General features: G+C 38.9%; 19 protein-coding genes. 18 read left to right on the top strand and 1 reads right to left on the bottom strand.

Translation table 11 applies throughout. The annotated features are described in order from the left end of the window. Positions 1 to 33 precede the first annotated feature (33 nt). The 8 genes from H131_RS13730 to H131_RS13695 all read left to right on the top strand — a co-directional run bounded on the left by H131_RS13730 (position 34) and on the right by H131_RS13695 (position 8,628). A complete protein-coding gene (locus H131_RS13730) occupies positions 34 to 864 on the top strand; it encodes a lipoate--protein ligase family protein (RefSeq protein WP_010859771.1) in 831 nt (276 codons plus the stop codon). 202 nt (positions 865 to 1,066) lie between these two features. After that, entirely contained in the window at positions 1,067 to 3,637 is a 2,571-nt protein-coding gene (locus H131_RS13725) for a vitamin B12-dependent ribonucleotide reductase (protein WP_010859770.1), read from the top strand. Positions 3,638 to 4,280: 643 nt separating this feature from the next. Next, positions 4,281 to 4,769: a VOC family protein gene (locus H131_RS13720; RefSeq protein WP_010859769.1), complete on the top strand. Its 489-nt coding sequence runs from the start codon at positions 4,281 to 4,283 to the stop codon at positions 4,767 to 4,769. 538 nt (positions 4,770 to 5,307) lie between these two features. Continuing rightward, entirely contained in the window at positions 5,308 to 5,736 is a 429-nt protein-coding gene (locus tag H131_RS13715) for a LytTR family DNA-binding domain-containing protein (RefSeq protein WP_010859768.1), read from the top strand. A gap of 10 nt (positions 5,737 to 5,746) precedes the next feature. Then, a complete protein-coding gene (locus H131_RS13710; RefSeq protein WP_010859767.1) occupies positions 5,747 to 6,211 on the top strand; it encodes a DUF3021 domain-containing protein in 465 nt (154 codons plus the stop codon). Next, positions 6,201 to 6,926, top strand: a complete 726-nt coding sequence (locus tag H131_RS13705) for an ABC transporter ATP-binding protein (protein WP_010859766.1) — start codon at positions 6,201 to 6,203, stop codon at positions 6,924 to 6,926. Before H131_RS13710 ends, H131_RS13705 begins: the two co-directional genes overlap by 11 nt. Then, positions 6,926 to 7,654 (top strand): ABC transporter permease, encoded by a 729-nt coding sequence (locus H131_RS13700; protein WP_010859765.1) that lies wholly within the window; start codon positions 6,926 to 6,928, stop codon positions 7,652 to 7,654. Before H131_RS13705 ends, H131_RS13700 begins: the two co-directional genes overlap by 1 nt. Positions 7,655 to 7,719: 65 nt before the next feature. After that, the gene (locus tag H131_RS13695; protein WP_010859764.1) at positions 7,720 to 8,628 is read left to right on the top strand and encodes an NAD(P)H-dependent flavin oxidoreductase; all 909 of its coding nucleotides are present in this window, start codon (positions 7,720 to 7,722) and stop codon (positions 8,626 to 8,628) included. 195 nt (positions 8,629 to 8,823) lie between these two features. On the opposite strand, the gene H131_RS13690 is transcribed toward H131_RS13695, so the two are convergent. After that, a complete protein-coding gene (locus tag H131_RS13690; protein WP_010859763.1) occupies positions 8,824 to 9,795 on the bottom strand; it encodes a DUF1385 domain-containing protein in 972 nt (323 codons plus the stop codon). 474 nt (positions 9,796 to 10,269) lie between these two features. Between H131_RS13690 and H131_RS13685 the strand changes: the two genes are divergently transcribed. From H131_RS13685 to H131_RS13640, 10 genes are all read left to right on the top strand, one after another. Beyond that, positions 10,270 to 10,695: a hypothetical protein gene (locus H131_RS13685; RefSeq protein WP_010859762.1), complete on the top strand. Its 426-nt coding sequence runs from the start codon at positions 10,270 to 10,272 to the stop codon at positions 10,693 to 10,695. Positions 10,696 to 10,757: 62 nt separating this feature from the next. Further along, positions 10,758 to 11,192: a type II 3-dehydroquinate dehydratase gene (gene aroQ, locus H131_RS13680; RefSeq protein ID WP_010859761.1), complete on the top strand. Its 435-nt coding sequence runs from the start codon at positions 10,758 to 10,760 to the stop codon at positions 11,190 to 11,192. Position 11,193: 1 nt separating this feature from the next. Further along, positions 11,194 to 12,255, top strand: coding sequence for a M24 family metallopeptidase (locus H131_RS13675; protein WP_010859760.1), 1,062 nt, complete (start codon positions 11,194 to 11,196; stop codon positions 12,253 to 12,255). 17 nt (positions 12,256 to 12,272) lie between these two features. Continuing rightward, the gene (efp, locus tag H131_RS13670) at positions 12,273 to 12,830 is read left to right on the top strand and encodes an elongation factor P (RefSeq protein ID WP_010859759.1); all 558 of its coding nucleotides are present in this window, start codon (positions 12,273 to 12,275) and stop codon (positions 12,828 to 12,830) included. Positions 12,831 to 13,031: 201 nt separating this feature from the next. Further along, entirely contained in the window at positions 13,032 to 14,033 is a 1,002-nt protein-coding gene (locus H131_RS13665) for an NAD(P)H-dependent flavin oxidoreductase (protein ID WP_010859758.1), read from the top strand. A 253-nt stretch (positions 14,034 to 14,286) separates the two neighbouring features. Beyond that, on the top strand, positions 14,287 to 14,496 hold the full coding sequence (locus tag H131_RS13660; RefSeq protein ID WP_010859757.1) for a hypothetical protein: 210 nt from the start codon (positions 14,287 to 14,289) through the stop codon (positions 14,494 to 14,496). Between the two features lie 5 nt (positions 14,497 to 14,501). Next, positions 14,502 to 14,879, top strand: a complete 378-nt coding sequence (locus H131_RS13655; protein ID WP_010859756.1) for a hypothetical protein — start codon at positions 14,502 to 14,504, stop codon at positions 14,877 to 14,879. A gap of 13 nt (positions 14,880 to 14,892) precedes the next feature. After that, positions 14,893 to 15,804, top strand: a complete 912-nt coding sequence (locus tag H131_RS13650; RefSeq protein ID WP_010859755.1) for a stage III sporulation protein AE — start codon at positions 14,893 to 14,895, stop codon at positions 15,802 to 15,804. A gap of 207 nt (positions 15,805 to 16,011) precedes the next feature. Next, positions 16,012 to 16,431, top strand: coding sequence for a hypothetical protein (locus H131_RS13645; protein ID WP_010859754.1), 420 nt, complete (start codon positions 16,012 to 16,014; stop codon positions 16,429 to 16,431). Continuing rightward, a complete protein-coding gene (locus tag H131_RS13640; protein WP_010859753.1) occupies positions 16,432 to 16,992 on the top strand; it encodes a SpoIIIAH-like family protein in 561 nt (186 codons plus the stop codon). It abuts the gene before it with no gap. Positions 16,993 to 17,120 lie beyond the last annotated feature (128 nt).

Genomic DNA, 17,120 nt, shown 5'->3' with positions numbered 1-17,120 from the left:
GAGGCATAATTGATACTTGTAGGAGATGATTGTATGACAACTTGGTATTTTCTAAATTCAGGGAAATGTAGTCCTTCGTTTAATATGGCGCTGGATGAGGCATTGCTTGATTGGCATAGTGAGGGTTTAATTCCTCCAGTGATTCGGTTTTATGAGTGGGAGCCTGCGACACTTTCAATTGGCTATTTTCAGCAGGCGAAAAGAGATATTAATTTAGAAGCAGTTCGTGAACAAGGTCTAGGTTTTGTGCGACGTCCAACAGGTGGAAGAGCAGTTTTACACGAACATGAGTTGACATATAGCGTCATTGTCACAGAAAGCTATCCAAATATGCCTGAATCGGTAACAGAGGCGTATCGTGTATTGAGCGAGGGGATTTTACAGGGCTTTCATAATTTAGGGATGGACGCGTATTTTAGTGTGCCGGATACGGAAGAAAAAAAGGCCGACTTGAAGCAGCCAAAGAGTGCTGTTTGTTTTGATGCACCAAGTTGGTATGAGCTTGTCGTAGAAGGAAAAAAAATAGCGGGTAGTGCGCAAACGCGTCAAAAAGGTGTCATTTTACAGCATGGTGCAATTTTACTTGATCTCGATGAAGAAAAACTATTATCAGTATTTAATTTTTCAAGTGATGAAGCGAAAGAACGCATGCGTAAAAAGCTGCCAGAGAAGGCTGTTGCCATTAATAGCCTTGTCAAAGAACCTGTTTCTATTGAACAATGTGTGACGGCTTTCCGAGATGGTTTTGCAAAATCGTTGCAAATTGATTTAAAACCATTTACACTTTCTGAGGAGCAATTAGAATATGTCCATGCACTTGAAGAAAAAAAATATGCACATGATGATTGGAACTTCAAAAAGTAAGAAATGGTATAAGAAAAATATTTTTTTTGCGTTTAAACCTTGTGCTGACAAGCAGTACTGATTCTAGTCAAAATTGCAAGAGTTGAATTAAAAAACTATATATAGTATCTTTTGTTAAGGAATATACACAATATGTAGTGTTTAACGACACATGATATTGTGTATTTATTATTGTAAGGATGAAAATAAGGGAGGCAAAACGATGGTACTCACAAATCATCAACCCGAAGTAAACAAACAAATCGAACAATTGAACAAGGATATTGAACTATTTCCACAGGTTCACCCCGTAACCCCTGATATGCACATTACGCATAAAGGTGTTTCTAGATTGGTAATGATCGATCGCTACTCGTTTAAGGACACAGAGAAGAAAACATTAAAAGCTGGTGATTTCGTTGTCTTAACAGTAAAGGCAGATCCAAAATTCCCTGCACGTGGTTTAGGGACAATTCAAAAGATTGATATGACTACAAAAACAGCAGACATTTTGATCGAGGAAGACTACCGTAGCGTTTTAGATGAGCCAAAAGAGCAAGAAACGGGTGTGATTACGCGTTCAATTGACGTGTTAGAAAAGCCTCTTGAAATTTATTATGAGCAAATCGCAAAACGAAATGCAACAGGGCTTGCCTCTGTTGAAAAAACAGCAGAAAAACGCCAAGAATGGTTTGAGAGATTTTATGAGCAATTAGTATCATTGCGATTTATCCCAGCTGGACGTGTTATTTATGGAGCAGGTTCTGAAACAGATGTAACGTTCTTCAATTGCTACGTAATGCCATTTGTTGCAGATTCACGTGAGGGTATTAGTGATCACCGTAAGCAAGTAATGGAAATTATGAGCCGTGGTGGGGGAGTAGGAACAAATGGTTCAACTCTGCGTCCACGTAATACTTTAGCACGTGGTGTGAACGGGAAATCGTCTGGTTCGGTTTCATGGCTAGACGATATTGCCAAGCTGACACACCTTGTTGAACAGGGTGGATCACGTCGTGGCGCACAGATGATTATGCTGGCCGATTGGCATCCTGATATTGTGGAATTTATCATTTCAAAAATGCAAAATCCACGTATTTTACGATACTTAATCGAAAACACGACGGACAAGTCTATTATCCGTCTAGCAAAAGAAAAATTAAACTTCAAGCCTTTATCTCAGCAAGATGAAGCAATGTATCAGGGTATTGTAAATTACAAAAACATCGAAGGCTTAGGCGGATTTGATACTGCGATTATTCGTGATGCAGAAAATAAATTACGCGACGGTGGTACGTATACAGTCCATAACTCAGAGTTTTTAACGGGCGCTAATATCTCTGTAACATTGACAAAAGAATTTATGGAAGCTGTTGAAAAAGATGCGGATTTTGAGCTTCGTTTCCCAGCAGTTGAAGAATATACAAAAGAGGAAATGACTCTCTACAATACGGAATGGCATAAGGTTGGCGACGTACGTGAATGGGAGAAATTAGGCTATAAAGTGCGCACATACCGTACGATTAAAGCGAAAGAGCTTTGGAATCTTATCAATGTATGTGCAACATACTCTGCAGAGCCAGGTATCTTCTTCATCGATAACGCAAACGATATGACAAACGCTAAGGCATATGGTCAAAGCGTTGTTGCAACAAATCCATGTGGTGAGCAACCACTTGCACCTTATTCGGTGTGTAATTTAGCTGCTGTAAATTTAGCGCAGTTTGCTAATAAAGAAAATCAAACAGTTGATTATGAAGCATTACGTGAAACGGTACGCGTAGGTGTACGTATGCAGGATAATGTTATTGATGCAACGCCTTATTTCCTAGAAGAAAACCGTGTACAAGCCCTTGGTGAGCGACGTGTTGGCTTAGGGGTAATGGGCTTAGCAGATTTACTTATCTATTGCGAAAAAGAATATGGCTCAGAGGGAGGCAATGCACTTGTTGATGAAATCTTTAAAACAATTGCAGAGACTGCTTATGAGGCTTCAACAGAACTAGCAAAAGAACGTGGTAGCTTCCCATTCTTAGTAGGTGCGACAGCAGAAGAAACTGCACGTTTACGTAAAGCCTTCACAGAAACAGGCTTCATGCAAAAAATGCCAACGCATATCAAAGAGCAAATTTTAGCAACAGGTATTCGTAACTCGCATTTACTTACAGTGGCGCCTACAGGTTCTACTGGAACGATGGTTGGTGTAGCAACAGGTCTTGAGCCTTATTTCTCGTTCACATATTACCGTTCGGGTCGCTTAGGTAAATTCATCGAGGTGAAAGCAGAAATCGTTCAGGAATACTTAGACAGTCATCCAGCAGCAAGTGCGAACGACTTACCATCATGGTTCGTATCATCGATGGAATTAAAACCAGAGGCTCATGCCGATGTACAATGTATCATTCAAAAATGGATCGATTCATCGATTTCAAAAACGGTGAACGCTCCAAGAGGCTATACAGTACAGCAGGTAGAAAAAGTATATGAGCGTCTATATAAAGGTGGCGCTAAAGGTGGTACGGTTTATGTAGATGGTAGCCGTGACTCACAAGTACTTACACTAAAGGCCGAAGAAAATGATATGGATCAGCTATCATTTGAAGAAGAACTAGTAGAAGAACACACAAAGCGTCCGGTCGTATTAATCGATACGATTCAAGCGCTGGAGTCAACAACTGTTATCGGCTCTGACGTTGGGAATACTTGCCCGGTATGTCGTAAAGGAACAGTCGAGGAAATGGGCGGCTGTAACACATGTACAAACTGCGGTGCACAGCTTAAATGTGGTTTATAAAATAATGAAAAAGTGTTTATTGTGAATTTGATATAAAGTTGCACGGTTTTCCCCCTTTGGATTATATTAATCTAAAGGGGTGTTTTTATGTTTACTGTCATGCTTGGTACTGAGGCAAAATTGAACAGGTTTTCCATCAGTTAAAGGATTAGAGGGGCTGTCCCAAAAGCCATGGGAAATTGGCTGAGGGCTTGCCTGGCATGTTTCTCCATTAAAGGGCGCTTTAATGGAGGAAATATCATAGAAATGATCAAACTTTTTTATAAAAGAATGATTCAATAAAATATATTAAGCGCGTGTTTTGATTAATCTTTTTTTTAAAACACGCTCTTTCTTTTTGTTTGTTTATCAAGGCTATTAGTATTAATTTGATCAATCTTTATTATAAAGCTATATCTATTGTAGGTTTGAAATAAAGTCGCGATGTTTTCCCCCTGTGGATATATGGTTATCTAAAGGGGCATTTTTATAATGAAGGGAAAGAATATCTGAATTAAAAGGTGGATTAATGAATTGTTAATTGAAAATAAATTGTTCTGTTAAAGGCACAGTTTGTTGAATAAAGAAGAAAAGCTATTAAGCAATCGAGAAGAAATCTTTAGGAGACATATGTGATAAAATTAGGGAAAAGGTGGTATGAGATATGAAAATCCATAGAATAGATCATGTGGGTATAATCGTCAATGATCTTCCTGCCGCGAAAGCGTTTTTTCTTGACTTTGGCCTTGAAATGCTGGGGGAAGGAAAAGTGGAAGGTGAGTGGGTGGAGCGGATGGAGCGGATAATAGGGCTTCAAGACGTTAAAGAGGAAGTTGCAATGTTGCGAACGCCAGAAGGTGATGCAAATATAGAACTAGTAATGTTGCGAACGCCAGAAGGTGACGCAAATATAGAACTAGTAAAATTTCACACGCCATCAGATGAAAATGGCATACAGCGTCCTTTAGCAAATACTCTGGGTATCCGGCATATTGCCTTTGCTGTTGAAGATATTGAAGCCCTTGTTACCAAATTGACTATGAAAGGCGCAGGACTTATTGGTGAGATACAAAACTACGAAAACGCTTATAAATTATGCTACGTTCGTGGGCCAGAAGGAATTATTTTGGAGCTGGCTGAGGAAATCAAATAAAATATCCAATCTTTTTTATCAAAACAGCAAACTCGTTGATAAGAAAAGAGAACACTTTGATCAAATGTTTTCAAAATGGTTTCTTTTCTTTGGCTGCTAAATCAGGGTTGAGCCAATACTTTTACTCAAACTTTATTCAAAGCCTACAAAAGGTGTGGATTAAAAATAAAGTCGTACTGTTTATAAAAAAGTTGAATGTTTATTCAGCCGACTATTCAAACCGTTCTTTTTAGGGACTTCTATGAGTTTTACTCAAATTTCTTTATAAAAACACAATCTGCATTTACAAATGAAGAATCCATTTTGATCAATCTTTTTTCAAAATGGATTCTTTTTATTTTGCAGTAAAATGTGGGTTCACGGAACATTTTTGATCAAACTTTATTTCAAAGCTACATCTATCTTGCCTACAAGGCGGATAGGCACTTTTTTTGCTGTATACACCACTTATGCTGGAAAAACGACCAGTCATCCATAATACATTTACATCAATGTTTGAAAACTTTATAGTGAAGGCGAATGAAAGGACTGTGATGATATGAAAATAGAAGTGTCGATCGATCCGACATATCAAGAACCAAAAGTTATTATTCTCACAGATAAAATGACAGAGGAAATCGAACAAATCATGCAGCGTATTGCTACTGAAGAGGCTGATTCGTCTAGTAGGGGAGCGGAGATGATTGCCTGTAAAGATATTTTGCGTATCTATACGGAAGCAAAAAAGGTCTTCGTCCAAACATCGCGGGGCATTTACACGGTGCGCAGTCGTTTGTATGAACTTGATAAGAAGTTAAATCCGCAAATATTTGTACGTATTTCAAATGCTGAAATCGTCAATCGAAACATGATTAAACAAATGGATATTAGTAAGACAGGAACTATAGGGGTAGTGCTACAAGGTGATATTAAAACGTATGCCTCAAGGCGCTATGTCTCAAAGATTAAAAAGCAATTAGGAATATGAGGTGAAAGAGATGCAAAAGGATATTGTGATACGCTTTGTAGGGGGATTTGTGATCGGTGTTACCATTGGGCAAATTGTACAGCTCTGTATATCTCTTGGCTTAGGTCAAGAAAGTTATTTAGCGGTTGTGCCAAATTTTCGTGCTTTATTTACAAGTGAAACAGTAGCTGTTTGTACACAAATTTTTTTAACGGGGATGATAGGTGTCACATTTGCCATGGCGGCATTAGTCTTTGAAATCGCTAGATGGGGCATGTTGAAGCAATATATCGTGCATTTTAGCGTGACGGCAAGTGTCTGGATACCCATTGTTATGATTATATGGATGCCTAAAACGATGGCCAATATATTTTCCTTACTTGCGAGTTTTATAGGAACATATATCGTGACATGGCTGATGCAATATCAACTATCGAAGCGTGATATTGAAAAAATCAATGCCATCTTAGAAAGAGGTGAGAATCATGACCATTGAAATAAAAGAATTATCGAAACATTATCAGGAACGAGCAGTAGTCGATCACTTATCATTAAACATTGAAAAAGGTGAATTTTTTGCGCTTCTTGGTCAAAATGCGGCGGGCAAGACCACAACCATTAAAATGCTATGTGGACTTGTTACACCTACAAGTGGTGACGCTCTTTTGGACGGAGTGAGCATCGTTCACAATCCCATTGTTGCTAAGAATAACATTAATATTTCTCCGCAAGAAACAGCAGTTGCACCAAATTTAACGGTTGTGGAAAATTTACGATTAATGGCTCGAATTTATGGCTATTCAAAAATACAAGCGGAACAACATGCGATTGCACAGATGAATACGTTTGGCTTGCAGATGAGCCAGCACGAGAAGGCTAAGATTTTATCGGGTGGTTTTAAGCGACGACTAAGTGTGGCAATGGCCATGATGTCAAATCCGAAAATTTTGTTTTTAGATGAGCCTACATTAGGCATGGATGTGCGTGCACGTCGTGATTTATGGGGGATTTTACGTCAATTGAAAGGGCATGTCACCATTGTTTTAACAACTCATTATTTAGAAGAAGTGGAGATGTTAGCGGACCGAGTTGGTATTATGCATCAAGGAAAATTACGAGCACTCGGTACGACTAAGCAATTGATGAGTCAAACAGGAAAACAAACATTTGAAGATGTCTTTTTAGAACTGACGGAGGGGGAGTCGCGTTGATGGCTGCTATATTTGCGACAAGAAATCATAAAGAAATCGTACGAGATCCCTTAACACTGCTTTTCGGTATAGGCTTACCTGTCCTACTTATGGGCTTATTTTCGGTCATGCAAAAAAATACGCCAATTTCATTATATGAAATTAATAATCTAACACCAGGTGTCATTATTTTTGGTTTTTCGTTCCTTACACTTTTTTCAGGGATGTTGCTTGGCAAGGATAAAAGTACCTCCTTTTTAATGCGAATCTTTGCTTCACCGATGTCTGCTGCCGATTACATCATAGGGTATGTCCTGCCATTATTAGCGATAGCGGCATTACAGATCAGTGTATGTATACTCGCTGCTTTATTTTTAGGGCTGTCGCTTAATCTATCTGTCCTATTCATGGGTATCGTACTCATCGTTATTTCCTTACTGTATATTGGACTTGGCTTATTACTTGGTACGATATTTACAGATAAACAGGTGGGTGGGATTTTTGCGATATTTGTAAATGTGACAACTTGGTTAAGTGGTATATGGTTTCAGCTTGATATGATGGGTGATACATTTCATTCAATCGCCCGATTACTTCCATTCGTCCATGCTGTGGATGCTGCGCGCGCAGTGTTAAGTGGACAATACCAAGATATTTTTATACCTCTCGCTATCGTCTTCGGTTATACTACCATTATTTTTATTACGGCTATTTTAGGATTTAAACAAAAAATGAAGAGTAAATACTGAAATTCCAATTTTAAGTAGGATTTATGTGATATTTATAGAATATTCAATTTAAAGGGGGAAGGTTTATGTCGAGTTTACCAATTATAGTTGCACCGATGTTTTTAGTATCTAACCCAGCGATGGTGATTGCAGCGAGTAAGGCAGGGGCTATCGGTTCATTTCCTTTATTGAATGCAAGACCAACAGAGGTTTGTGCAGAGTGGTTACAGGAGATTAAAGAGGCGTTACCAACAGAGCCTTGGGCTGTTAATTTCATTTGTCATCCTGTAGCGAACGAGCGTTTCGAAGAGGATTTGCAGTTAATTGAAAGGCACGAACCACCGATTGTTATTACATCACTTGGTAATCCGAAGCGGGTCATTGAAATTGTGCATGGCTACGGTGGCAAGGTGTATGCAGATGTAGCGAATGTCAAGCATGCAGAGAAATCCGCGGCAACAGGTGTGGATGGCCTTATTCTTGTCTGTGCGGGAGCTGGTGGACACGGTGGTCAACTGAATCCATTTGGTTTTGTATCTGCCGTGAAAAAATTCTTTGATGGTACAATTATTTTATCTGGCTCTATTTCTAGCGGTGCAGACGTGTTGGCCGCGCAAATAATTGGCGCAGACTATGCCTATATGGGAACACGCTTTTTAGCTTGTGATGATGGCAATGCACCAGAAGACTATAAAAAAATGGTTATTGCAAGTAAGACCGACGATATTTTATATACGGATGCGTTCAGTGGAGTGCATGTTAATGTATTAATTCCGTCGTTACTCAAAGAAGGAATTGATCCGTCCACGTTAAAGCCAAGAGAAGATATTGATTTAACCCATCTTGTGGATGCTAAAGCTTGGCGAGATATTTGGTCAGCAGGTCATGGCGTTACAAATATCGAGCAGCGAGAGACAGTGCGTGAAATTATCACGACATTGCAAGAAGAGTATGAGACGGCAAGACAACAACTCATCGCTGTACAGCCTCAATAAAGAAACTTCAATGCTTGGAGGATTCTTCATCCCCCAAGCATTGTTAGTTGAACCAATCGGGCATTTACGGTCAGTTGATTGACATCTCGTTCACTCGTTGTCTATGTCCACTGGAGGTGGGTGTATTACTGACCGTTAATGCGGGATAAAGTAGAAAAGCAAGAGAAATCATTCGCGGATGATCTCTCTTGCTTTTTAGTCATGATTTAAAGTTGCAGCGATTTCCGGCTGTTGTTCAACTTGACGTAGCATTTTGAATGAAGCAATGGCTACTTCGACTTGATCGTCTTTCGGCTCTCGCGTAGTCAATAATTGGAGCCATAAACCTGGATAACCAAGGAAGCGTAAAACAGGTATGTTACGGCACGCATTTGTGGCTTGGAGTACTTCAAATGATACACCAAGTACTACGGGAATTAATAAAATGCGGTCTACAATACGTAACCAAAGTGGATCCGTTGGTACGAAGAAATATAAAAACATACCCACAAACACAGTGAAGAGCATGAAACTACTACCGCAACGATAATGTAAACGTGATTGTGCTTGTACATTTGCAACAGTTACTTCCATACCAGCTTCATAGCAATTGATTACTTTATGCTCGGCACCGTGATATTGGAAGACTCTTTTTATAATAGGTGTTAAAGAGATAAAATATAAATAGGTAAGTAGTAAAATAAGTTTAATACCACTTTCCAATAGAATCTGGCCTGTTTTACCTTCTATCCACTTGGAGAAAAAATCCGCAATAAATACAGGGATTAATGTAAATGCAAATTTGCCAAATAAAAAGGACAGAATCCCCACAACGGCAACCCCTAAAATCATTTGCAGTTTAGAACCTTCCTCTACATTTTCCTCTTCTTCGCCAGGTGTAACATCATAGCGATCCCCTGAAAATTGCATATGGCGTGAACCTAAACCAGCTGATTCAACAAGTGCCACAACACCACGTACAAAAGGAATTTTTTTTAATTTTTGTAGAATAGGTTTTTGAACTTTTTTGTAATGATAATAATCAATGGACTCATCGTTACGGCGAATGGCTGTAATCGTATGTTCCTTTCCTCCGAACATCACACCTTCTAATTGTGCTTGTCCCCCGTATACAGGTGAATTGCTCAAGGCTAACACCACTCTCTTTAAATATTTCAACTGTACCATTGTACTAAATTTAGTGAAAAACCTCTAGAGGAACGCATAGTAAATTTTCTATATGGCTACACTAAATTTATAATTTTGTTTTATTAGTATGTTACGTTCACGTAGTATGTTGCGTAACGCTCAGGTTGAGGTGATAAATGCTCGGGTGAAGCCAAGAAGCGCTCGTGTCCACCGGTTTACCGCTCGTGTGAAGCCCAGAAGCGCTCGTGTCCACCGGTTTACCGCTCGTGTGAAGCCAAGAAGCGCTCAGGTCCAACCGCTTACCGCTCGGGTCGAGCCCAGAAGCGCTCGGGTGCAATGGTTTACCGCTCAGGCCAAACCGCTTAACACACAGGCCCAGTCCGTTCAGCGCTTAGATCTATAACCAATAACCCATAACGCCCGGTTCCAAAGCGTTGAACACTTCGCTGCGGTAATAGGCTCATCACGCTCAAATCGAAAGAACTGAGTCGTTCACATTTAGGAGGGATATGCTTGAAAATAGCGAGTATAACATCAATTGTAGGTGCGCTTACGCTAGTATTGTGCTTGAGAGCGCTTCAGTTCTTTCATTTAATTGATTGGAGTCCGATAGGGTTTTATAAGAAGTGGGAGTTGTTTGAAGATAGTTCGAAATTATTTCAGTGGAGCTTTCTAACATTCGTTTTATTTTTATGTGGTTTCTTTTTGTATGTTACTTTGCAATATGTCCATATTATACCAGCGGTGCTGACGTCTTTTTTACTTGGTCTTATTTTTACCATTACTTTAGAATGGATTATCCTTGATTTGCCTTTACAGTCTGCCTCTTTTAAAAAATTATCAATTCCCTTCATGGTCGTGGTAATTTGCTTATTACGGTTCCTACTTGAAACAGCAAATTTTCACCAGAAAGAGCATACTGCACAAAAAGGAAATTAGTTGCCGTATGCAACGGGTGTGATAAAATAAAGTGCAAGTACATAGAAAGAGGCGAATATTGCGTGAAGTTATTATGTTTAAATGGCCCTAATTTAAATCGGCTGGGTAAACGAGAGCCGCATATTTACGGACATGAAACGTTAGATGATGTGAAAAAAAATGTTCGGAATCTTGCGGCAACTCTCGGTGCAACAGTTGAGTTTCGTCAATCCAATCATGAGGGAGAGCTAGTTGATTGGGTGCATGAGGCAGAAGACGAAAAATATGATGGTATTATTTTTAATCCTGGTGCTTATACACATACGAGCATTGCGTTACATGATGCAATTGCAGGGATTTCAGTGCCAGTTATAGAGGTACATATTTCGAATATCCATAAACGTGAGGCTTTCCGCCATCATTCTTATCTTGCACCAGCTTGCATCGGCCAGATTTGCGGTCTAGGTACAAAAGGCTACGAGCTAGCGCTACGCACATTCATCGAAGGGGAGAAATAACATGTTAAAATTACAAAAGCTTCGTAAAGCACTACAAGAACAAAACATCGAGGGTATTTTAATTACGAACGAGTACAACCGTCGTTATATGACTGGCTTTACAGGGACAGCGGGTGTAGCGATTGTATCACAAAACGATGCTGTGTTTATCACAGATTTCCGTTACACTGAACAAGCGGCTGCTCAAATCAAGGATTTCCGCATCGTAAAACATGAAGCGACAATCCTCGAAGAAATAGCAACACAAGTAAAAGCAATGGGCATCAAATTATTGGGCTTTGAGAAAGATGCTGTAAGCTATGGCACATATGAGCTATACAAAAATGTGATTCAAACGGATTTAGTACCTGTTTCTGGACTAATTGAAAAAATTCGCTTGATTAAGACGGAACAAGAGATTAATATTATTAAGGTTGCGTGTGAAATTGCTGATCACGCATTTACACATATTATAGACTTCATCAAGCCGGGGAAAACTGAGCTTGAGGTTTCGAATGAATTAGAATTTTTCATGCGTAAACAAGGGGCTACGCAGTCCTCATTTGATACAATCGTCGCGTCTGGTCTTCGTTCAGCATTACCTCATGGTGTTGCAACAGATAAAGTAATTGAAAAAGGCGACTTTGTCACACTAGATTATGGCGCACTTTACAATGGCTATATCTCTGATATGACACGTACAGTAGCTGTTGGCGAACCATCTGCAAAATTAGTAGATATGTACAATGCAGTACTTGCTTCACAACTTTTAGCACTTGAAAAAGTGGGTCCTGGATTAACAGGTATTCAGGCAGATGCGATTGCACGTGACTACTTAACAGAAAAAGGCTATGGCGAGGCATTTGGTCATTCATTAGGACATGGCATTGGTCTTGAAGTACATGAAGGCCCTGGCTTATCGATGCGTTCAGAAACGGTATTAGAGCCGGGCATGGCCGTAACGATTGAACCAGGTGTTTATTTACCGGGAATCGGTGGTCTACGTATCGAGGACGATATTTTAATCACAGAGACAGGTAATGAACTCCTAACGCATTCGTCAAAAGAACTCATCATTTTATAAACAATGGAGGAAAACAAATGATTTCAGTAAACGATTTCCGAACAGGTCTAACAATTATTGTTGATGGCCAACTATACCGTGTTATGGATTTCCAACACGTAAAACCAGGTAAAGGTGCTGCATTCGTGCGCTCAAAATTACGTAACCTTCGTAATGGTAACGTACAAGAAAAAACTTTCCGTGCTGGTGAGAAAGTTGAAAAAGCACAAATTGATAACCGTAAAATGCAGTATTTATATGCACAAGGTGACGAGCATGTCTTCATGGATATGGAATCTTATGATCAATCAGAATTAGCATCCTCTGCAATTGAGTATGAGTTAAAGTTCCTTAAAGAAAATATGGAAGTACACATCCAATCTTATCAAGGTGAAATGCTTGGTGTAGAATTACCAAATACTGTTGAGCTAGAAGTAACTGAAACAGAACCAGGTATTAAAGGAGATACAGCTTCAGGCGGTACTAAACCTGCAACTCTTCAAACAGGTCTTATCGTCCAAGTACCATTCTTCGTCAACCAAGGTGATGTTTTAATTATCAATACAACGGATTCTTCTTACGTATCTCGCGCGTAATCAACGTATATCAAGCCTACTCTTTACTAAAAAGAGTAGGTTTTTACATATTCTTTATACATTTATGACTTTTTGATTGCAAATTATGAGAATAGATAGACGAACAATTGTCTTTTTTAATATTTAATCGTTTGTTTCTATCATCAGATAGATGGTCATATGTGGAAGAAAAGTTTACAATAAAAGTAAGGAGTGAATGCTATGTTACATAAATTTGAGCTTCAATATCCAATTATTCAAGCGCCCATGGCTGGGGTTACATCGCCAAAGTTTGTTGCAGCTTGTGCAGATGCCGGGATTTTAGGCTCTATTGGAGCAGGCTATTTAGATGGAGAGCAAACGAAAAGCTTTATTCAGCAGGTTAAGAAACTTACGCATAAGCCATTTGGGGTAAATTTATTTGTGCAGGAGGAACCACGTATTGATGTGGAAGTACTTCAGAATGCACGTATGGCGCTACAACCGTTTTATGACGAGCTTGGTCTATCACCTGTTCAAAGTGTAGTGTCATCGGAAGTTTTTGAAGGACAAGTCCAAGCGGTGCTGGATGAAGGTGTAGCGATTTGCTCATTTACATTTGGCATCCCGTCAGCAGATGTCATTCGTCGTCTTAAAGAAAATAATGTTTATGTTATCGGTACGGCTACCACATTGCATGAAGCGAAGTGTGTGGAGGAAGCAGGCATGGATGCTGTGGTTTTACAAGGTGGGGAAGCCGGCGGACATCGAGGCTCCTTTACTGAGCCTATGCAGTTAATCGCACGTCATGATTTACTACAACAAGTTGCAGGGAAAATTACCATTCCCATCATTGTAGCAGGTGGTATAGTCTCTAAAGAAGATGTGACTACGGCATTAGCACATGGTGCGCAGGCTATACAGATTGGTACAGCCCTTTTAGTGGCAGATGAATGCGAAATTTCGCCAGTATATAAAAATGCTATACTTGAATCAAAAGCACAGCAGACGACTGTTACTCGTGCCTTTACCGGCAAACCGGCACGCGGTTTAGCTAATGATTTTTCTGAACGTATGAAGGATGCGGTTGTAGCACCGTATCCACTGCAACATTATTTAACGTCTACTATTCGTAAGGAAAGTGCAGAGCAAGGAAATTCTCAATACTTATCAATGTGGATGGGCGAAAATAGTTATTTAGTGCAACCGGGCTCTGTGAAAGACATTATTGCAAAGTTAATTTAATTTTAGCTCATGTTCAGTTGACTTACACCCACTTGCCCACAAGAACTCTGTCTATAGTCGCCAAATTCTGTGGCATGCATAAGAAACCAACCATCTGGTGGGCTCAATGTCTCCATGGCTTAAGGGTGTAAATGATACTAGCGCAATTTAAAAAGAAACTTAAATATTTTCATACTAAGATCTCTATACGTCTGTATAGAGGTCTTTTTTTTGGGCTAGCGACATATATTGCTGTACACGAGGGGGCGTATGAATGGAATTACAAGACGTATTAAGAGTCGCTGGAGTGGGACTAGTCGTTGCGCTTCTTCATGTTTTCTTTGATCAAACAGGGAAGAAAGAGTTTTCGTTTTTCTTATTTTTCATTGCTTACTTATATATGACAGCAGAATTACTGCGATTTTTACGGATATTTTTCAATGAAATTTTAACCTTCTTTCAATGGCTTACCTCTTCTGGGTAATGTAGATGGAAATTGTCATTGTCGCTGTTGTCATGCTGCTTTTATTATTGCTTATAAAAGAAGTTATAAAACCACTCCATGCGCTCATTAGTGTAATGTTTTCGTTTTTACTGTTCAGTTTATTGTTTTCGACACTCCTATTGCCACTCGTGAAACAGCTCCTCGAAATGTTAGCCTTTTTGCCTTATGCAAAAGCTATTGTCATGAGTGCTAGCCTTTTTTATGTAGGGCAATGGGTGTCTATGTTGCTTGTTGAACATAGCTATAAAGTACTCGGGGGCTTGGTTTTTGACGCGGTGAAAATTGTTATTTTGTTGTACTGGTTCAAAGAATTTTTGGCTGTTTTACAGGAGGTGTCGGCCATTTTACAAAGGATAAGCTAAGGAGCGAATAACATTGCAGGAGCAACTACTGTCGTTTTTGATAGATCCTTTTTTTCTCTTGCTCAAAATGACACTCATTTTGTGTGGCTACGTCATTATTATTCTTATTGTCAATATGGTGCTACCTGAGTTTGAAAATGGGACAAGGATCCTTTTTTTTCTCATTGTGTTAGCGACAATCGGCCCTGTGGTGGTCAATTCATTCAATTTAATCGATCAAATTGCACAGGGACTTTCGCATATCTTCACGGCATTCTATCCAATTCTAACATCAAGCTTTCTTCTATCTAGTAGTATTACAGCCATTGCTTCTTGGCAGCCTTTTTTACTCTTTTTTGTACAAGTCTTAACTATCATCAGTAGTAAGTGGCTTATTCCGGGGGTGCTTTTTGCCATTGTCTTTGATGTTTGCAGCGTCATTGTAAAAGAAATATCCTTTTCGAGAATTGCGGATCTTATTCGTTTTACAATTATGAGTATCGTTTCGGCATCTGTCGTATGCTACATCATTTTAATGTCGGCAAGTGGCGTTGCGGCATTTAGTGTCAATAAAGCTGTTTCAGAACCTGTGAAAAAACTTATTGAAGAAAATATTCCAGTTGTCGGGTCTTTTATAGTCGATAGCTTTTCAATGTTTCAGCATATGACGCAATTTTCTTCTTCTATTAGTAGTATTAGTGCCTTTATAGCTGTTATCACAATTTCGTTTGTACCGACTGTGCAACTTGTTGTTAGTGCATATTCATTAAAGATGCTAGCTGCTATTTTAGAACCGATTGCTTTTGATGATATTTGTAAACTACTTGATCAGGTTAGTAAATCTCTATTTACATTATGTGCAGTATCATTTCTAATTGCTTTTTCATTTATGTTTTCTTGTTTTTTCCTTATCGTTTTTGTGCAGGTTATGGCTGGGGGGAGATAGATTGATTCTTTTATTGGCGTTGCTCTTTATTTGTCAGCTTTTCGTGTTTCTAACCGATGATAAGCAGATAATTTCACTAACAAAACTCGTCATTACGTTAGTATTTTTGCAATTGCTATTAAAGATTCCATTTATCAATTCATAGGAGGAAACAAGCGTACATACACTTGAAAAAGAGAAGATGAAGGGAGGCAATGTACAAGTGATGTGGAAAAGGTACGAAAAAAAACAACACCATTTTTGGTCTTAATGCTCATTGCTGCCTCCATGGGACTTTTCATCGTGTTTCCTATGTTTCAAACGAATTCAACAAATGAGCGAGTAACACCGTCTACAAATGAAGAAAAGCTAGAAAAGACACTACGAGCTATGCAAGGTGTTGGGGAGGTAAAAGTTTATTTTTATTATGGAGAGATGACAAATGAGACGGATGAAAATAATCTATTTAGCCAATATTTTAGGGGTACTGACCAAGGCGTGAAAGATGTAACAGGAATGCTTATTGTTTCAGAGGGAGCATCGGATATTTTTATTAAAAATGAAATTCGTGCTGTCGTCAGTCAAGTGATGCAATTGCCTATTCATCGAATTATTATCGTTCCAATGGAAAATAAGGGGGAAAAATAAATGCGCGTGCGTAGAAGAACTGTTTGGTTTATGACATTATTAAGTCTAGTAGCAGTAATTTCAGTATACTATTTAGTTGACCCAGCAAAACAATTTAATGGCTTAACAATTTTTTCAGATGATACATTACAGCAAACAGCGATAACAGGTGTAACAGATCAAGAGGCTTCCAAACAAGATGTGACGACTGAAGTATCATCGCCAAGTCATTTATTTGAAGAAATGCGTATGCAAGTAAGTGATGAGAGAAGTCAATTACGTCAGCAGTTAACGCAAAAAATTGCCTCTGAAGAATACACAGCTGAAGAAAAAAATAAGGCATTCAATGAAATCGATGGGATTATTAAACAGGAATCAGCGGAAGCCATGTTAGAAATGCTAGTTAAATCGTTAGGATATTCGGATGCCTTTGTTAAAGCGGACGGAGAAAAAGTATCTGTCACTGTCATGGCGGAAGAGTTATCTAAATCACAAGCAAATGAAATAATTTATTTGGTGAAAAGCGAATGGGAAGGCGCCAATGATGTGCAAGTTAAATTTAGTGCAAACAACGGCTATTAAGATTAGTGAAAAAAAGGAATATTCTGTTTATTAGTCATTAGTTGTTATATATCAGGATAATGAAAAGGCTTTCGTTTAGTAAAAGAAAGCCTTTTATTTTGTTTAGATTTACTTAATTTTCATTTAAC

It is taken from the genome of Lysinibacillus sphaericus OT4b.31 (genome assembly GCF_000392615.1).
Taxonomy (GTDB): domain Bacteria; phylum Bacillota; class Bacilli; order Bacillales_A; family Planococcaceae; genus Lysinibacillus; species Lysinibacillus sphaericus_B.
The sequence above is the reverse complement of the archived record's forward strand: the minus strand, read 5'-3'. Positions and strand labels throughout refer to the sequence as shown.

What these genes read in the sequence shown, in the direction of transcription:
- H131_RS13720 (WP_010859769.1), top strand. Translation starts at nt 4,281, where the DNA reads ATGAAAATCCATAGAATAGATCATGTGGGTATAATCGTCAATGATCTT.
- efp (WP_010859759.1), top strand. Translation starts at nt 12,273, where the DNA reads ATGATTTCAGTAAACGATTTCCGAACAGGTCTAACAATTATTGTTGAT.
- H131_RS13695 (WP_010859764.1), top strand. Translation starts at nt 7,720, where the DNA reads ATGTCGAGTTTACCAATTATAGTTGCACCGATGTTTTTAGTATCTAAC.
- H131_RS13690 (WP_010859763.1), bottom strand. Translation starts at nt 9,795, where the DNA reads ATGGTACAGTTGAAATATTTAAAGAGAGTGGTGTTAGCCTTGAGCAAT.
- H131_RS13660 (WP_010859757.1), top strand. Translation starts at nt 14,287, where the DNA reads ATGGAATTACAAGACGTATTAAGAGTCGCTGGAGTGGGACTAGTCGTT.
- H131_RS13665 (WP_010859758.1), top strand. Translation starts at nt 13,032, where the DNA reads ATGTTACATAAATTTGAGCTTCAATATCCAATTATTCAAGCGCCCATG.
- H131_RS13730 (WP_010859771.1), top strand. Translation starts at nt 34, where the DNA reads ATGACAACTTGGTATTTTCTAAATTCAGGGAAATGTAGTCCTTCGTTT.
- H131_RS13675 (WP_010859760.1), top strand. Translation starts at nt 11,194, where the DNA reads ATGTTAAAATTACAAAAGCTTCGTAAAGCACTACAAGAACAAAACATC.
- H131_RS13710 (WP_010859767.1), top strand. Translation starts at nt 5,747, where the DNA reads ATGCAAAAGGATATTGTGATACGCTTTGTAGGGGGATTTGTGATCGGT.
- H131_RS13725 (WP_010859770.1), top strand. Translation starts at nt 1,067, where the DNA reads ATGGTACTCACAAATCATCAACCCGAAGTAAACAAACAAATCGAACAA.
- H131_RS13640 (WP_010859753.1), top strand. Translation starts at nt 16,432, where the DNA reads ATGCGCGTGCGTAGAAGAACTGTTTGGTTTATGACATTATTAAGTCTA.
- H131_RS13715 (WP_010859768.1), top strand. Translation starts at nt 5,308, where the DNA reads ATGAAAATAGAAGTGTCGATCGATCCGACATATCAAGAACCAAAAGTT.
- H131_RS13655 (WP_010859756.1), top strand. Translation starts at nt 14,502, where the DNA reads ATGGAAATTGTCATTGTCGCTGTTGTCATGCTGCTTTTATTATTGCTT.
- H131_RS13705 (WP_010859766.1), top strand. Translation starts at nt 6,201, where the DNA reads ATGACCATTGAAATAAAAGAATTATCGAAACATTATCAGGAACGAGCA.
- H131_RS13700 (WP_010859765.1), top strand. Translation starts at nt 6,926, where the DNA reads ATGGCTGCTATATTTGCGACAAGAAATCATAAAGAAATCGTACGAGAT.